This is a genomic window from Pseudomonas sp. S36 (genome assembly GCF_016647875.1).
Classification (GTDB): domain Bacteria; phylum Pseudomonadota; class Gammaproteobacteria; order Pseudomonadales; family Pseudomonadaceae; genus Aquipseudomonas; species Aquipseudomonas parafulva.
In genome coordinates this window covers 34,858-50,949 of the sequence record NZ_JACVVG010000030.1, presented here as the reverse complement: position 1 = coordinate 50,949, position 16,092 = coordinate 34,858, and the positions used below count along the sequence as shown (strand labels likewise).

Sequence of the window (16,092 nt, the reverse complement as noted above, 5' to 3'; positions counted from 1 at the left end):
CAGCGAAATTCTTCAAGCGCCAATCGGCACTCTTTTACAGGGGGCGGAAGTCTAAGGCGCCACGTCGCCTGGAGCAACAGCAATCGCGGGCGAATTTGCGTGAAGGGGGCAGATTCCGCTGGTCGGTGCGCACAAAGCGGGCCGCCACCGGCAAGTGGCCTTGCAGGTGGCGGCAGCATTCAGCAACTCGAGCAAGCAAGCGGCAGGGCTCAACGGTCCTTGAACTGCGCCTCGCGTTTGGCGATAAAGGCCGACATGCCTTCTTTCTGGTCTTCAGTGGCAAAGGCTGCGTGGAACACCCGGCGCTCGAAGCGCACCCCCTCGCTCAGCGTCACCTCGAAGGCGCGGTTCACGCTTTCCTTGACCATCATGCTCACCGGCACTGACTTGCTGGCAATGGTCGCCGCCACCTTGAGGGCTTCTTCCAGCAGTTCGGCCTGGGGCACCACACGCGCCACCAGCCCCGCCCGCTCCGCCTCTTCAGCCCCCATCAGGCGCCCGGTGAGGCACAGCTCCATGGCCTTGGCCTTGCCCACTGCACGCGTCAGGCGCTGGGTACCGCCCATACCGGGCAATACACCGAGGTTGATTTCCGGTTGGCCGAACCGGGCGTTGTCGCCCGCCAGGATGAAATCGCACATCATGGCCAACTCGCAGCCGCCGCCCAGGGCAAAGCCAGACACCGCAGCAATGATCGGCTTTCGGCGGTTGGCGATGCGATCGGCGTCGGCGAACAGGTCATCGACGTAGATTTGCGGGTACTCAAGGCCGGCCATCTCCTTGATATCGGCGCCCGCGGCGAACGCCTTGGCAGAGCCTGTCAGTACGATGCAACCAATCGCCGGGTCGCGCTCCAGCTGGTCCAGGGCCTGATTGATCTCGCTGACGATCTGCGCGTTCAGTGCGTTCAGCGCCTGGGGGCGATTGAGCGTAATCAGCCCGACCTTGCCATGAATGTCCAACAGGATGGTTTCGAATGCCATGCGGTCTGCTCCTTCAAAGATTGCGCGCAATGACCATGCGCTGAATATCGCTGGTGCCTTCGTAAATCTGGCAAACCCGTACGTCGCGGTAAATGCGCTCCAGCGGGAAGTCACTCAGATAGCCATAACCCCCCAATGTCTGCAAGGCATCCGAACAGACCTTTTCGGCCATTTCCGAGGCGAACAGCTTGGCCATCGACGCCTCCACCAACGCCGGGCGCCCGGCGTCACGCAGGGCAGCGGCATGCAGCACCATCTGCCGGGCGACGGCAATTCGGGTAGCCATGTCTGCCAGCCTGAAGGCGACGGCCTGATGCTCCACCAACGCCTTGCCAAAGCTCTGCCGCTCGCGCGCATAGTCGCGGGCCACCTCGAACGCAGCCCGGGCCATGCCCACGGCCTGAGCCGCGATACCGATACGCCCGCCTTCGAGGTTGGCCAGCGCGATGCGGTAGCCCTCGCCCTCTTCGCCCAGGCGGTTAGCCACGGGTACGCGCACATGATCGAACACGATCTGGCACGTATCAGAGGCGTGCTGGCCCAGTTTGTCTTCGACCCGCGCTACCTGATAACCCTGCGAGTCGGTGGGGACGATGAAGGCACTGATACCGCGCTTGCCAGCGTCGGGGTCGGTGACGGCGAACACGATCACCACGCCGGCGTTCTGCCCGGAGGTGATGAACTGCTTGCTGCCGGTCAGCACGTAGTGGTCGCCTTCACGCCGCGCACGCGCCTTCAGGCTGCTGGCATCAGAGCCTGCCTGGGGTTCGGTGAGGGCGAACGCGCCCAACATCTCCCCGGTGGCCAACGGCGTCAGGAACTGTGCCTTCTGTTGGTCGCTGCCAAAACGCAGAATGGGCACACACCCTACCGAGTTATGTACGCTCATGATGGTCGAGCAGGCACCATCACCGGCAGCGATCTCCTCCAGGGCCATGGCATAGGCCACGTAACCCGTGTCACTGCCGCCCCACTGCTCGGGCACCAACATGCCGAACAGGCCAAGCCCGGCCATTTCTTCGATGGCCTCCTTGGGAAACCGGTGGGCCTTGTCCCATTGCTCGGCAAAGGGTTTGAGCCGCTCCTGGGCGAAACTGCGCACCGCATCGGCGATCTGTTGTTGCTCGTCGTTAACCAGCATGCTTCACCTCACTACAGGCATTCGATGGCCATGGCCGTAGCCTCGCCACCGCCAATGCAGATGGCCGCTACACCACGGCGCAGGTTGTTCTGACGCAGCGCGTGCAGCAGCGTGACCAGAATGCGCGCCCCGGAAGCACCTATCGGGTGGCCCAGCGCACAGGCACCGCCATGGATGTTGACCTTCTCATGGGGCAGGTCCAGGTGTTTCATGGCCGCCAGGGTCACCACAGCGAAGGCTTCGTTGATCTCGAACAGGTCGACGTCGCTCAGGCTCCAGCCGGTGCGCTTCATCAACTTGTCCATGGCACCGATGGGCGCCGTGGGGAACAGTGCAGGGGCATCGGCGAACGCGGCATGCCCATGGATCACCGCCAGCGGTTGCAACCCGCGCTGGTCGGCCTGGGAGCGACGCATCAGCACCAATGCTGCGGCGCCATCGGAAATGGAACTGGCGTTGGCCGCGGTCACTGTCCCGCCTTCGCGGAAAGCTGGTTTGAGCTGGGCGATCTTGTCCAGGCGCGCCTTGGGTGGCTGCTCGTCATCCTTGATGACCCGCTGCTGCTTGCCCTCGACCACGTCCACCGGCACGATCTCCGCAGCGAAGCGGCCGGCCGCAATGGCCTGTTGGGCGCGAGTGAGCGAGGCCAGGGCGAACTGGTCCTGGGCTTCGCGGCTGAAGCCGTTGGCCTGCGCGCAGTCCTCGGCGAAGGTACCCATCAGCCGGCCCTTGTCATAGGCGTCTTCCAGGCCGTCCATGAACATGTGGTCGATGACCTTGCCGTGGCCCATGCGGTAGCCCGCACGGGCCTTGTCTAGCAGGTAGGGCGCGTTGCTCATGCTCTCCATGCCGCCGGCCACCACCACATCGGCGGTGCCGGCCAGCAGCAGGTCATGGCCCATGATGGCCGCCTGCATGCCAGAGCCGCACATCTTGTTCAGGGTGGTGCAGGTGGTGTGCTTGCCCAGCCCTGCACCCAGCGCCGCCTGGCGTGCCGGTGCCTGGCCCTGGCCGGCCGGCAGCACGCAACCGAACAGCACCTGGTCGACACTGGCTGCATCCAGACCGGCGCGCTCGACAGCCCCACGAATGGCCACGCTGCCAAGCTGCGCTGCAGTCAGGCTCTTGAGGTCGCCCTGCAGCCCGCCCATGGGGGTGCGTGCAGCGCTGACGATTACCACCGGATCATTGCCCAGGTTCATGATGCTTCTCCTTACTTGGCCGCCATGCGCAGCGCACCGTCAAGGCGAATCACCTCGCCGTTGAGCATGCTGTTCTCGATGATATGCCGCGCCAGCGCGGCGTACTCCTGTGGGCGCCCGAGCCGTGGCGGGAACGGCACGCCGGCCGCCAGCGAAGCCCGCACGTCCTCGGTCATGCCAGCCATCATGGGGGTTTCGAAAATGCCAGGGGCGATGGTCATCACCCGGATGCCATGACGCGCCAGCTCGCGGGCAGCAGGCAGCGTCAGGCTGGCAATCGCCCCCTTCGACGCTGCGTAGGCCGCCTGGCCAATCTGCCCGTCATAGGCGGCTATGGAGGCCGTATTGATGATGACCCCGCGCTCGCCCCCCTCGTCGGCAACCCCTTCAGCCATGGCCTCGGCGGCGAGCCGCAGCATATTGAAGCTGCCGACCAGGTTGACGTTGATGACCGCGGCAAAGCTGGCCAGGCGGTGCGGGCCCTGCTTGCCGAGCACCTTTTCTGCGCCAACGATGCCTGCGCAGTTGACCAGGCCGTGCAGGCTGCCAAACGCACTGACGGCAGCCGCCACGGCGGCCTTGGCCGCCGCTTCGTCGCTGATGTCCGCCACGCTGAACCTGGCCCGCTCGCCCAACGCCTGGGCTTTGGCCTCGACCGCCTCCGCGTTGAGGTCCACCAGCATCACCGAGGCACCGGCCTCGATCAGCATCTGCGCAGTGGCAGCCCCCAGGCCGGAGGCTGCGCCGGTGACGATGAACTGTTTGTTGGCTATCTGCATGTCGGGTTTCCTTTCAGGCGCCGGCGTTATTGGCTTGTTGCGCTTGTTGTCTGGCCACTTCCTGGTTACGCAGGATGAAGCGTTGCAGCTTGCCGCTCGGGGTCTTGGGCAGCTCGCTGACGAATTCGATTTCTCTTGGGTAGGCGTGGGCGTAGAGCCGTTGGCGAACATGCTGGCGCAACTGCTCTTCCAGTTCGTCACTCGCCGTGAAGCCATTGGCCAACACCACGAATGCCTTGATCAGCTCGGTACGCTCTGGGTCCGGCTTGCCAACCACCGCCGCCTCCACCACCGCCGCATGCTCGATCAGCGCACTCTCCACGTCGAACGGCCCCACCCGGTAGCCCGACGTGGTGATCACATCATCGCTACGCCCGACAAAGCTGATGCTGCCGTCCGGGTTCAATTCGACGGTGTCGCCGCTGAGGTAGTACTTGCCGGCAAATGCCTTGGTCGGCAAGCCGTGATAGCCCGCAAACCAGCACATCGGCGACTGCTCGCGGTCAACGGCCAGAATGCCCGGCTGGCCCGGTGGCAACTCGCGACGCTGCTCGTCCAGCACCACGATGCGGTGCCCGGGCACGGCAAAACCCGCTGCGCCCAGGTGCACGGGATGGGCAAGGCCATGGTGGTTGCACAGCACCATCCCCAGTTCGGTTTGCCCGTAGTGGTCATGGATGGTCACACCCAGTTCGTCGCCAAACCAGCGGATAACCTCGGGGTTCAGCGGCTCGCCGGCACTGCTGACCACCCGCAGGCAGCCCTTGACCGGTGCAGAAAACTGCTCGCCCGCAGCGATGAGCAGGCGGTAGGCCGTCGGCGAGCCGGCAAGGTTGGTGATACCCCGAGTGCGGATCACCCGTGCGCAGCTCTCCACGCTGAACGGCCCGTCATAGAAGGTGGTGGCATGCCCAAGCGACAACGGCCCGGTCACAGCGTAGTAAAGGCCATACGCCCAACCGGGGTCGGCCAGGTTCCAGAACCTGTCCTCGCTGCGCAGGTCGATGGCGTCACGCATGTAGCCCTGAAACGCAACGATTGCCCTCAGGGGGACCTGCAAGGGTTTGGCAGGCCCGGTGGTGCCGGACGTGAACATCAGCAGAAACGGGTCGTCGCCCTTCAGCATCACCGGGTCGCACCCCTCTGGCGTCTGCTCCAGGCACTGCTTGAAGTCCAGTTCACCGCTACGGGCATTGACCGTGATGATCAGCGGGCAACCCTTCACATCATCCAGCTTGGAGCGGTTATGGCTGTCGGTGACCACCACCCGGGCGTGCGACTGATGCAGGCGGTGCTCGATGGCCGTCGGCCCGAAAGCAGTGAACAGCGGCTGGTACACGGCGCCCAGGCGCCAGGTGGCCAAAATCGTCACCAGCAGTTGCGGAGTCCGCGGCAACAGCCCCGCCACCCGGTCACCGGCAACCACGCCCTGTGCCTTAAGCACGCTGGCAAACCGAGCGGCAAGTGCCTGCAGTTGCTCGAAACTCAACTGTTCGGTATTGCCATCGCGGTCTTCCCAATGCAGGGCCAGCTTGCCACTGCCGACATGGCGATCACAGCACTCGACGCAGGCATTGAGCGCGTCGAGGCTGCCGTGCAGCGCAGCGCTGGCAGTGTCGAAATAATTGAACGAACGGGCAGCCTCGGCGTAATCACGCATCGTCGGACTCCTGGCTTGTTTTTGTTGGAGTGGTCCGACGATGTTCGCGCCGGCCAGGCGCTGGGGCAATGGCCAAAGCTGTCAATGTGGCTGACCGGTTTGGCCGCTGAGGGCGTCAGCCCAGGCCCCGCTCCCGGCCCAACAGCAACTGCCGCGTCAGTTCCTGAACAAGCATCTGTCGATTCCCAGCGTGCTCGATCTCAAGGTCATCCCACTCCAACTGGTATTGATCAGCAGGCAACTCGCCTTGTCGCGCAGCCAAGGCAGCGCGGCGGGCGGCCAGACTTATATCGAGTGACGCGAAGGCCTGGGGATGCAGGGTTTCCATGCAACGCTCCCAGAACGCACGCTGGGCCAGGCTGACAGCCAGTGCGTCAGGCGGCTGCGCCGACAGCACCTCCTGGCAGGCCTGGTCGAGCTGGGCCTGAGTCACGTTGGCGGCCTCCTCGTAGCGCATTGCCCGGGGCTGGCACGGCAGGTTCAGCCGCACCCGCAAACGCACGCGGTACTGCAGGCTGAGCGCGATCTGGTCGACCCATTCGCGAGCGGCCAACCGCTGCAGGATATCGCGCCTGACCACCTGCTCCAGCCGTTCCAGGCGAAACAACTGCTGGCCGAGCATGAGCAGGTCATTGCTTCGGTCCGGCAGCGTATAATGCTCGGCCGCCTCGGCCAGCACCCTCAGTTGCAGCTCACAGAACCGGTCAGCGACCGTGTTGGCACAGGTCAACGGCAATTCGGCCAGGCTGAAGACGCGCTGTCGCAATTGAGCGTTGCCATCAATCGCTTCAAGTACCGACCAGACTCGCTCGCCAAGGTAGAACGAGGCTTGCTGGTAGTCGCCAGTATCCTGCAGGCGGCTGAGCACTCTGAGCAGGCCGCCACTGCGCGGCATTGCCATGACGCGGTCCCACAGCGCCTGCCGGCCAGGCGTCTGCTGCAAATCGATGGCATCCAGCCAAAGCTGACGGGTAGCCGTCGGCTCGATGGCCCGCCGGGCCTCAGGCAAGTGGAAGTGCTCGGCGATGGTGTCGAGCGCGAAGAGCTGCTGAATGTCTGCCATGCTCAAACGGTTACGGTCGACCAGCAGGCCGAGCCGTTGCACGTGGGGCATTGCAAGGATTGCCTGCGGCACCAGACCCAACTGGTTGTCCCGCAGGTCTGCCCGTTCCAGGCCTGCACACAGCTCCAGCCCCGATGGCCATTCACCCAGTTGGCAATGGCGCAGGTTCAGCTCGACCAGGTGTGGCAACTGGTTGTAGCGCACATGGAAGGCCCCAAGCGGGTTGTAGCTCAAGTCCAGCGAGCGCAGGTGGGGCAGGCCATTCATTACATCCAGGGCATTGCGGTTCAGACGAATACGGTTGTGCCCCAGGCGCAGTGAGCGTAGCTCTACAAGGTAAGCGAGGCCGACCGGTACCTGCAGCAGGCGGTTGTTGGAAAGGGTCAGCTCACGCAGGCCACTGAATGCACGAAGAAAATCTGTAGGCACATGGGTGATCGGTACGTCGCGGATCACCAGCGCCCTGATCTGGGGGAAATCGATGTGCCCAGGCAACTCCGGCAGGCTGGCCAGGTTCAGGTTGATCAGGCTCAGCCGCTGGCCCTGCCCGTCGTTGCCCCAGGGTTCCCCTTGCAGCCGCCATGCCCGGCGCAGCCGCGCCACCACCTGCTGGCGCACAGCCTGGCGTGCAGGGTCGAACTCGAAGCTGGCCCATCGGTTCAGATGCCGTTCAAGGTCGGCAAAGTCCTCCTCCAGCTCAAGCAAAGCGTCGTAGACAGAGCGCTGCCCTTCCAGCAAGCGGTTCAGTTGCTCATCGATCTGGGTGTCATCCAACCCTGGGTACAGATTACGTAAACGCTCGCGCAGTACGCGCTGGGGGCTTGGGTACCGAGGCAGGCGCCCACTTAATGGGTAGCCGACACGGCCGTCGGGCATGCGCCGACCAGGGTTGAACCAGCGGGCCTGGGGCGCCCACCCGAGCACGCGGGCGATCCCGTCGTGGCTGGCCGGAAGGTGCTTGATCAACTGCTTGCGCAACGCCGTGACCGGCTGGATGCCCGCAAGCCCCAGGCCTTCTGATTGCGCAGGCGTCAACACCGCCACCAGGCACTCGAACAGGCTGCCCGACTCATGCACCAACGCACCATAGCCTGGGGCCGCCTCTTCGCGTAACTGGAAAAGCCCATCCCGGTGTACCACCCTCAGCACAGCTGCATTCCCCTTGCGCTCGCCCAGCGCAGCGATGCGACGCCCTGGATCATCCATGCTCCAGAGTTCCAGGTATCGGGGCGGCCAACCTTCCTGCCGGGCCAACAATGCGAACACAAGCTCACCGGCCTCATCGCAATAGGCATGATCGAGATACAAGCCGCAGACAGCGCGATTCAGCCGAGCCACGCGCAACAGCGCTGCGCCCTGCCGCAGGCTATGCAATGGCAACTTGCCTTCGGCCAACGCAAGCTGCCTTTCAGCGGCGCCCATTTCGTGGGCCAATGCCTTGGCATAGGTTACGGGCAGCCCTGGCAAGTCTTGCGCCATCACCGCCAGCAGTGGGTCGCCGTCAGCCTCCTGGCGGCACAAATGATCGAACAGACGCCTGCGCAGCCGAGGTGCCGCGGCCAGCAGTTCATCACGGGCATCGGCCTCCAGCGATATGCCGCGCTCGTTGATACACCACGCTAGAACCTGAGCATCATCGCGGGGTATCGAACCTGCCTGCAGCCCCGCGAAGAAATTGCCGATACGCCTGTCAGCGCTAAACCGCAGCAGGGTATCGTGCAAGTTTGCAGGCGTATCCCGGCACTCCACCTGCAGACCGCGCAGCTCATCCATGTCGACACCTGCTGCACGCAGAACGCGGGAGGCGTCCGTTTCATCCAGCGGGCTGTGCAAGGGCCACAGGCTGTTGAGCAACTCCCGAGGGTTCGGCTGCTCAAGCGGGCGTGTATCGGTCAATCGCCAACTGCGGCTGCCAAATGCCTCGATGCTCGGCCCATAGCCGCCTGGGCGTCGAGGGTGGCAAACACGCCAAGGGCCATCGCCTTGCGGGCGGTGCACGGGATAGTAGTGCTGGCCGACGCGAAGCAACCTGTGCCCCTGATCCCGGTACAGCCCATCCGCAGACAGTTGAGGATACTCGGGCGTCAGCGCATAAGGCTTCAGGTCATTGGCCCACAGCCGCTTGCGGCCGTCACCGAGCACAACCGGTTCCAAGCCTTCAACAAATTCACTGGCGGCGAAACCGCGGGCCGTGATGTTGACGCCTGCTGCAACCGCTGCCGTCACCGCCAACGTTTCTGCTACGCCCAACATGTGTTCCAGTGCCTCATGCTGGTGCCCGTGGTACCAGTCGGCTGCGCCCTCGAAAACCTCAACAAGCGTCTGAACCACCAGTTGCCCCAGCAACATGGCCCCGACCAGTGGGATGAACAGCCCTGCCAGGTTGGCGAGGCCCAGGCCGACAGATACCCACTGCTCGCGCAACCTTGCCGACGCCTGTTGATCGACCAGCGAGGTGGGCACCAGTAGTAGCCGGGCATCGTCCTTTACCCGTTGTACCTGCTGCGTGACCAGCATGCTGAAAATGTCCCCGACCTGGGGCACGCCCTCCAGCGCCAGGTCTGGCACGGGGTCGGCCAGCCGCTTACCCAGCAACTGCAAAAATGCGGCGCGGTCCTGCACCGCTACCAACTGGCTGAGATAGCTACGGTACCCCGGCTCGCGCAAGGCATCGGCCAACACGGCGTTCATCCGTGCAGCAGAGGTGAAGTAGCGCAAGGCCTGCGTGGGATCGCTGGGCAGGTACAAGACCAGCCCCTGGTCGTTACCGCGTGCATCGCGCAGCTGGATCAGCAAGGCATCGGCCAAGGTGTGCCCCAGCACACTGAACAGGCCTGGATACCCATGAAGGTCCAGGCTGCCCGCATCGCTGCTGGCGATGTGCGCCAGTGCAAGCTGCTGAGGCGCGGTAAGGTCACCGCGCAGTGCGGCAATTTCGGTCGCCAGGCTCAGGGCTGCACGTTTGTCCTGGGCCAACGCTTCACAGGTCTGCTCGGTAAACACCTGCGTCAGCAGGCGTTGATAAAGCTCACCAGCATCCAGCCTGCGGCAGGCCAGCACCAAGGCCTCGGTATCCCCGGAAAGCGGGGTACTCTCGCCTTCCATCACCAAGCCACTGCCCTGATAAAAACTGGCCTTGTCTTCGAAATTCTGCATCAACCGCAACACCGCAGGTTCCCGCCACTCGATGACCGCTTGCACCGGCAGGGCGACACCCGGTGGCACCGCGAACCTGCGACGGATTTCGAGCCACTGCAGTTTTTCCAGGCCCGGGCTGCCCGGCAGGCCCTCGACCAGGCGTTGCATGTGCAGCTGGGCAAAGCTTTGCAACGGAATCAATCGGCGTGTGGCAGAGCGTACGTGCGCCTGGCTGGCGTGATGCGCTTTGAAACGATCGCGCAGGCGGTTGATCTGGGCTGGCGATGCCTGCTTCAGCCATGCGGGCAAGCGGGCGCCGATGAAATCATGGGCAGCACGTGCCATCTTGGCGTTGCGCTGTGCAGTGGAGAGCGGGGGCGTTGCGCTGTCGGTCATGGGGCTTGGTCCAGAAAGAGGGCTGACCACCCGACTCTGTCGCCATTACCTACTGACCGGCAGCAGGAAACACCCCCTCACTCACCTCGTCATTACCCAGCACAAGGCTGCGGTAATGCCCTGGGTTGCAACCAAACCACTTGCGAAACGCCTTATAGAACGAGCTGGCATCCGCGAAGCCTAGCCGCGCCGCAATTTCGAACATGTCCAACTGCCCTTCGGCCAGCCAGGCGATTGCCAGTTGCCGCCGCACGCTGTCCTTCAGCCCCTGGTAACTATGGCCTTCGTCCGCCAACCGGCGACGAAGCGTTGAGGCAGACAGGCACAGTTGCCGCGCCAGTTCATCAGCATCTGGCCATGAAGACGGGTGCCTGGCCAGCAAGCCGTGGCGTACCCGGTTAGCCAGGCTGGCAGGGTCCCGGTATTTGACCAGAATGTTGCCAGGCGCCTGCGCAAGAAACCGCTGCAGCTCGCTTTCGCTTCGCCGTATGGGCTGGGCCAGGCAGTCTGCGGCAATGATCATGCGCGTTCGCGGGCGCCCGAACTGCAGGTTTTCAGAAAACATGACCCGGTAATCGTCGCAGAACGGGGGCTCGGCACAGCGCAGCTCAATGGCCAGAATAGGGATGCGTCGCCCTGCCAGCCAGCAGGCCACACCGTGCACGATCATCCAGAAGGTAAAGTAGGTGAAGGCCCTGCGCGGCTCATCACGGGGCTCGTTGATGACGATTTCGGCCAGGCTGTGCTGGCGAACCAGGCTTGGCTGCAGGTCCTCGAGCATCAGCGTGAGAAAGGCCAGGGCTGTGTCCAGCCCTGCCTCGACGGTGGGCTGGGCCATGCTCGCCCGGCACAAAAACGCCAGGCTACCGCTGCGCAGGCCGCGCGGGTCCATCGCAAAGAACTCGTCGTTACAGCGTCGTGCCAACAGGCGCCACAGGCGCGCATAGGCCGTCGACGGCACCCGTGCATTCGCTTCATGCAGCAACTGCGGGTCAATCCCGGCTTTGCTCAGCAGCCCCGCAACCGGGCAACCTTGCGGGCAGGCCTGCAGCAGCGCCTCACGCACCAGTTGCATGGAAATGGTGTCTTTGTCGCTCATCGCTTGCCCAGATTGCTCGATGCCAGCCATCTTAAAGCGACGGCGAAAAAACACCACCCTGGCGCGAGAACCGGTGGTGGGCCGCAGCAGGCTCGCCAACGGTATCGCGCACATCACATCAGCCCAACGAAGCCTCGGCCTGCCTGGCCAAGGCCTGGCGGGTAAGCTCCAGCATCTTGGCCTTGACTGCACTGTCACAGGCCTTGGCAATGGCTTTGGCGCGGCGATCGTATACGGCATCGATCATGCTTTGCCGGTCGGCGTACAAGCGTTCCATCTGTTCGGCGAAGGGCTCGCGGATTGCTTCGAACACAGCGCCATGGCGCGCCTGCAAGTGATCGCTCCAGAAGCCTCGCTCGCTGATGTCCGTTACCAGCTGATCGCTCGCCTCGGCCTGGCGCACATGGGCCTCGGCAGCATCAAGATCCTGCTCGCTAACACCCGCGGTAGACTCGAACTCCATGGTCCGCGCCTGCCCCGGCAAGTCCAGTTTGCTGGCCAACCCTACCCGGTAGGCCAGGCTGACCTCGATCTGGTCGACATTTTCCCCGCCGGTTTCGCGCTGGCTCATCGCCTGCCTTGCATACGCCTCGACCTGGTCAAGACGGAAAAAACGCCGGGCAAGGCTCAGCAGCTCTCCCTCGGCATCACCGCCAGCGGCCCCTTCCACTGCCGCGCTCAGCAACCTCACCTCCAGCAGCCCGAAGCTTGAGATCACGCTGTCCACACATGTGCGCGGCTCGCTGGCCAGGGTAAAGGTCTGCTCACGCAGGCCGGTGTGCTGCTCGATTGTGTCAAACATCGCCCACAGTCGCGCTTCCAGGTCTCCACGTGCCAGGCGGAAGTCGCTGGTGTCTGTGAGCTCACCCACCAAGGTAAAGAAATCACCACTGCCAGGCTCGGTCAGCAGGCGGTTCCACTGGGCCGTTCGCAGGGCTCGCGCCTCGGCGTCAAGGTGCTCCATCCAGCGGCTCAGGTGAAACGCATCCCCATCGCTGCTGGCTTCGCTGTCGGAGGTGCGGCTTGCATCGATCCACAGGTCTCGATAAATGTCCGGCAAAGGGTTGCCCGCCAGGGCGATTCGTTGCCGCCACTGTGCCCGCTGCGCATTCAGCGAGGCCGGCAGCTCAGTGATATGGTTGTCACGCAGGTCGACGTACTCAAGCGATACAGCGTGTTCCAGGTGCGACGGGACCTCCGTCAGGCCTGCCCCCCTCAGCCCCAGCTGTCGTAGGCGCGGCAAACGGTCCAGCGCCAGCCCGAAGCTGCCCAGGGGGTTCTCGCTGAGATCCAGCACACTCAACCTGGACATACCTGCCAGCACCTCGAAATGTGAGGCATCCAGATGCAGGTTGTTACGTGAAAGCATCAGCTCCTGCAGATGCAACAGCCGGCTGAGTGCTTGCGGCAATGTGGTCAGGGCATTGTTGTCCACGTTCAGCGCACGCACGTTGCGAAATGGATACATGAACCCGGCCGGCACTTCGCTCAGCTGCATGTTCGCCAGGCTGAGTTCACTGACATGAGTGAGGCCCCCTTGCCCGCTCAGGTCCGGTAGATCTCCGGCGCCTATCCCGGAAAGCACCAGGACCATGCCCGGGTCGCCATTGGGTTGGCGTCTGCCTGCCAGGCCCTGGAAGCGCCAGCACCGGCGCAGCTCATCGGCGACCATGCGCCGCTGTGGGCGCCTGGCAGCGCCCGCCGTGTCGACCGTCCACCGGTCCAGCGCCTGGTCGAGTTGTGCGTATTCACGCTCCAGGTCCAGCAAAACCGTAAAGGGCGAGCCTGGTTGCTCATCAAGCACATTCAGAAAAAGTTCCAGCTGGCGCTCGCTGAAGCCTGGGTAAAGGCTGCGCACACGGTCCTGCAGGGTACGCTCGGCGAGGTGGTTGCCCGTGCCCCGGCCACTGAGCAAGTACCCGAAGCGCCGATCGGGCAGCCGGTCGGGGGAGCGGAATGTGGGCTTGATCGCTTCGATACCCATCAGACGACGCAGTGCAGCGCGGTCCGTCGGCAGGCGCTGCTGCAAGCTGTCACGCAGCGCAGCCACACCGCCCTCGCCCGCCCAGCCCAAGCGGGTCTTGTCCGCTGCAGGCAGGCAGTCCAAAAGCGTCTCGAGCAAGCCCCCACTGCTGCCCTGGCCAAGTTCCAGTGGCTGACCGTTCTGATGCACCATCATCTTGCCCTCACCCCATACCAGCACCTTGGGCGGGTTCGCCGAATCAGACGGGTAAAGCTCGGCGATCAACCGCCCACCCGCGCCCCCCTCGCGCACCTGAACGTTGACCTGCTGCGGCCAGCCCGGGCTCTTTCTCAGCAATGCGAACACCAGCGACGCCGTGTCTGGATGGTACGCGTTGTTCAGATAAAGCCCTTGCAATGCTCGACACACTCTGGCGTTTTGCAGGGCCAGGCGGGCAGCCTCCGCCATGGCCAGGTCCAACCGACCGGTGGCGCTCAGGCGTACCTGCTGGTCAGCACTGGCATTGAGCAGCAGATCGGCGGCATAAGCACGTGGCAAACCGGGGAAATCCCGCTGGATGACGTCCATGCCCGCCGTGCCCTGGCCTTTGTCGGTCAGGTGCAACATCAGTTTTTCACGTAGCGGCGGCGCCTGCCGGCGAATCGCCTGCACCTTGGCATCCTGGGTCGACGGGAGGGTGGCCAATTGCTCGGAGCACCATTGCAGCAGCTGTGTGTCAGGCACCTCCTGGCCAACCTGCAGGGAACGGAAGAATTCGTCGATGCGCCGGTCGGCAGCAAAACGCTCCAAGGTATCGCGCAAAGGCACAGACATGACACGCTGCTCACTGACCAGTCGACGCAGTGCGGGTTCATCGACGTCAGCAATGCTCAGCACCTGGCTGATCCGCTCGGCATCGAAATCGTGGGAGATCGGCCACAAGCGCCCCAGCAGCGCTGCCTGACCATGCCACTCCTGAGGGTGTTGCCACGACAGGCGCCAACCGTACTCCCCATTCCATTGCAGGGTGGGCGCAAAACCTTTTTGCCTGTCAGTGCGCAACAGCCGCCACTGGCGCGAGAGCGGGTCCCTGTGAACCTCGTGGTAGTGGCCCTCGTTCAGCCACCAGCGCCGGTCACCGTAGTGGAACAGCCCGTCACGCCCACGCAAAGCCCGGCTGGGCACCTGTGCCGCCCTGAACGGCTTGATGTCTTGCGACCACAGGTTTGCCGTTTCAGCATTGGGCTCGACCGGTACCAGTTCATCGACGAACGCGCTGCGTTTGAACGAGCGAGCGACCGCGTGCCCCCCCGCTGCGCCCAATGCGTTGACCGCCACCACCTCGGCCACGCCCAGCATATGCTCCAAGGCCTCGTGCTGATGGCCGCGAGACCAGTCGTTCACCCCTTGGTAGACCTCCTCGATCACCTGCCCAACCGTCGCCGCGAGCATCAGAGTGCCCAGTTGCGGCACGAACATCGAGGCCATCTGCAGCAGGTTCAGGCCAACCGCTTCCAGGGTTTGCAGGCGATGAAGCCGTTGCTGCGCATCCACATCCGCTACCGGCACCAGCATGAACCGGGCATCATCCTTGATGCGCTGAACATGCAGGCCGGCCAGTTCACTGAACAACGGCGTACCCGCTGGCTTGCCGGCGACTTCCAGGTCTGGCACGGGATCACTCAGGCGCTTTTTCAGCAGCCCCTCGAATGCAACCCGCTCGCTCAACGCAACCTGGGCGAGCAGTACCGGATAGTTGTGGGGGTTGCTCAGCAGCGTGGCCATGTGCGCGTTCAAGGCGCCCAAGTCGGCAAACCGTTGCAGTGGCAGATGCGGCAGGTAGAGCAGCAAGCCTGCCGTGGGGCGGGCATGCTCGGGGGCGCCCGCGTCCGACAGCTCGATCAGCAGGCCATTGAGCATGGCATGTCCAAGCACATACAGGTGCTTGACCAAGACTGCGGGGTGCTTGGCGTTGGCGACGGGCAGTTCGCCAAGCGTGTGTTCGAGGTTGGCGACATCCGCTTCATCGATGCCTTGCTGCAACCCTGCCAGCTCCACTGCCAGGGCCAGGCGCTTGCGCTGGTCCTGCGCCATGAATGTGGTAACCGAGTTATCCAGAAAGCCGTCGAGGTACTGCTGGTAGCGCTTGCCCACATCCGCTTTGCGACACGCCACGGCTAGCTTCGCAGTGTCTACAAGTACCTCCGGCGGGTTGGCGGCAGTGCGATGGGCGACAGAGACCAGGCCAGTTTTGGAATTGAAGCTGGCGCCTGACGGGAAGTTCTGCATCAAGTGGCTCATCGCCGGGTCGTAGGTATCATGGTTGCGCAGCGACTCGCCCCCCATGAAGCTGTAGTTTTCCCAGCGCTCGCGCCACAAGGTGTGGGCAAGGTCGAGCTTGAGCTTGAATGTCTGCTCGAGCATTTCGGTCAGTGCTGCCCGGGCGAAGTGTTCCGGTGAGACCAGGCGGTTGAAGACCGTCTGCAGGCGCTGCTCGATGACACGGTGCTCCTCGAAACGTGTACGCAGGGCGACGATCTGCTCGACCGAGGCAGCGTGCAACCAGTCGGGCAGGTGTTCGGCAATGAAGCCGTCGATGTGATCGGTGGTGGCGGCAGGGTTGGCCATGGTGGGCTCCAGATGGTTGATAGCCCGGCACCTTTGCCCA

At 63.8% G+C, this 16,092-nt stretch carries 8 protein-coding genes; all 8 read right to left on the bottom strand.

What is annotated here, in order from left to right; translation table 11 throughout:
- Window positions 1-209 precede the first annotated feature (209 nt).
- A complete protein-coding gene (locus IAE36_RS16815; protein ID WP_028632574.1) occupies window positions 210-983 on the bottom strand; it encodes an enoyl-CoA hydratase in 774 nt (257 codons plus the stop codon).
- Between the two features lie 13 nt (window positions 984-996).
- Window positions 997-2,124, bottom strand: a complete 1,128-nt coding sequence (locus tag IAE36_RS16810) for an acyl-CoA dehydrogenase (RefSeq protein ID WP_060483497.1) — start codon at window positions 2,122-2,124, stop codon at window positions 997-999.
- Window positions 2,125-2,135: 11 nt separating this feature from the next.
- Window positions 2,136-3,326 (bottom strand): acetyl-CoA C-acyltransferase, encoded by a 1,191-nt coding sequence (locus tag IAE36_RS16805; RefSeq protein ID WP_201213563.1) that lies wholly within the window; start codon window positions 3,324-3,326, stop codon window positions 2,136-2,138.
- A gap of 11 nt (window positions 3,327-3,337) precedes the next feature.
- Window positions 3,338-4,105: an SDR family NAD(P)-dependent oxidoreductase gene (locus IAE36_RS16800; protein WP_201213561.1), complete on the bottom strand. Its 768-nt coding sequence runs from the start codon at window positions 4,103-4,105 to the stop codon at window positions 3,338-3,340.
- 13 nt (window positions 4,106-4,118) lie between these two features.
- Window positions 4,119-5,765, bottom strand: a complete 1,647-nt coding sequence (locus tag IAE36_RS16795) for an AMP-binding protein (protein WP_201213559.1) — start codon at window positions 5,763-5,765, stop codon at window positions 4,119-4,121.
- Window positions 5,766-5,880: 115 nt separating this feature from the next.
- Window positions 5,881-10,362: an NEL-type E3 ubiquitin ligase domain-containing protein gene (locus IAE36_RS16790; RefSeq protein ID WP_201213556.1), complete on the bottom strand. Its 4,482-nt coding sequence runs from the start codon at window positions 10,360-10,362 to the stop codon at window positions 5,881-5,883.
- 49 nt (window positions 10,363-10,411) lie between these two features.
- Window positions 10,412-11,461, bottom strand: coding sequence for an AraC family transcriptional regulator (locus IAE36_RS16785; protein ID WP_201213554.1), 1,050 nt, complete (start codon window positions 11,459-11,461; stop codon window positions 10,412-10,414).
- Between the two features lie 118 nt (window positions 11,462-11,579).
- Entirely contained in the window at window positions 11,580-16,052 is a 4,473-nt protein-coding gene (locus IAE36_RS16780) for an NEL-type E3 ubiquitin ligase domain-containing protein (protein WP_201213553.1), read from the bottom strand.
- Between the last annotated feature and the right edge of the window lie 40 nt (window positions 16,053-16,092).

What these genes read in the sequence shown, in the direction of transcription:
- IAE36_RS16815 (WP_028632574.1), bottom strand. Translation starts at nt 983, where the DNA reads ATGGCATTCGAAACCATCCTGTTGGACATTCATGGCAAGGTCGGGCTG.
- IAE36_RS16810 (WP_060483497.1), bottom strand. Translation starts at nt 2,124, where the DNA reads ATGCTGGTTAACGACGAGCAACAACAGATCGCCGATGCGGTGCGCAGT.
- IAE36_RS16805 (WP_201213563.1), bottom strand. Translation starts at nt 3,326, where the DNA reads ATGAACCTGGGCAATGATCCGGTGGTAATCGTCAGCGCTGCACGCACC.
- IAE36_RS16800 (WP_201213561.1), bottom strand. Translation starts at nt 4,105, where the DNA reads ATGCAGATAGCCAACAAACAGTTCATCGTCACCGGCGCAGCCTCCGGC.
- IAE36_RS16795 (WP_201213559.1), bottom strand. Translation starts at nt 5,765, where the DNA reads ATGCGTGATTACGCCGAGGCTGCCCGTTCGTTCAATTATTTCGACACT.
- IAE36_RS16790 (WP_201213556.1), bottom strand. Translation starts at nt 10,362, where the DNA reads ATGACCGACAGCGCAACGCCCCCGCTCTCCACTGCACAGCGCAACGCC.
- IAE36_RS16785 (WP_201213554.1), bottom strand. Translation starts at nt 11,461, where the DNA reads ATGAGCGACAAAGACACCATTTCCATGCAACTGGTGCGTGAGGCGCTG.
- IAE36_RS16780 (WP_201213553.1), bottom strand. Translation starts at nt 16,052, where the DNA reads ATGGCCAACCCTGCCGCCACCACCGATCACATCGACGGCTTCATTGCC.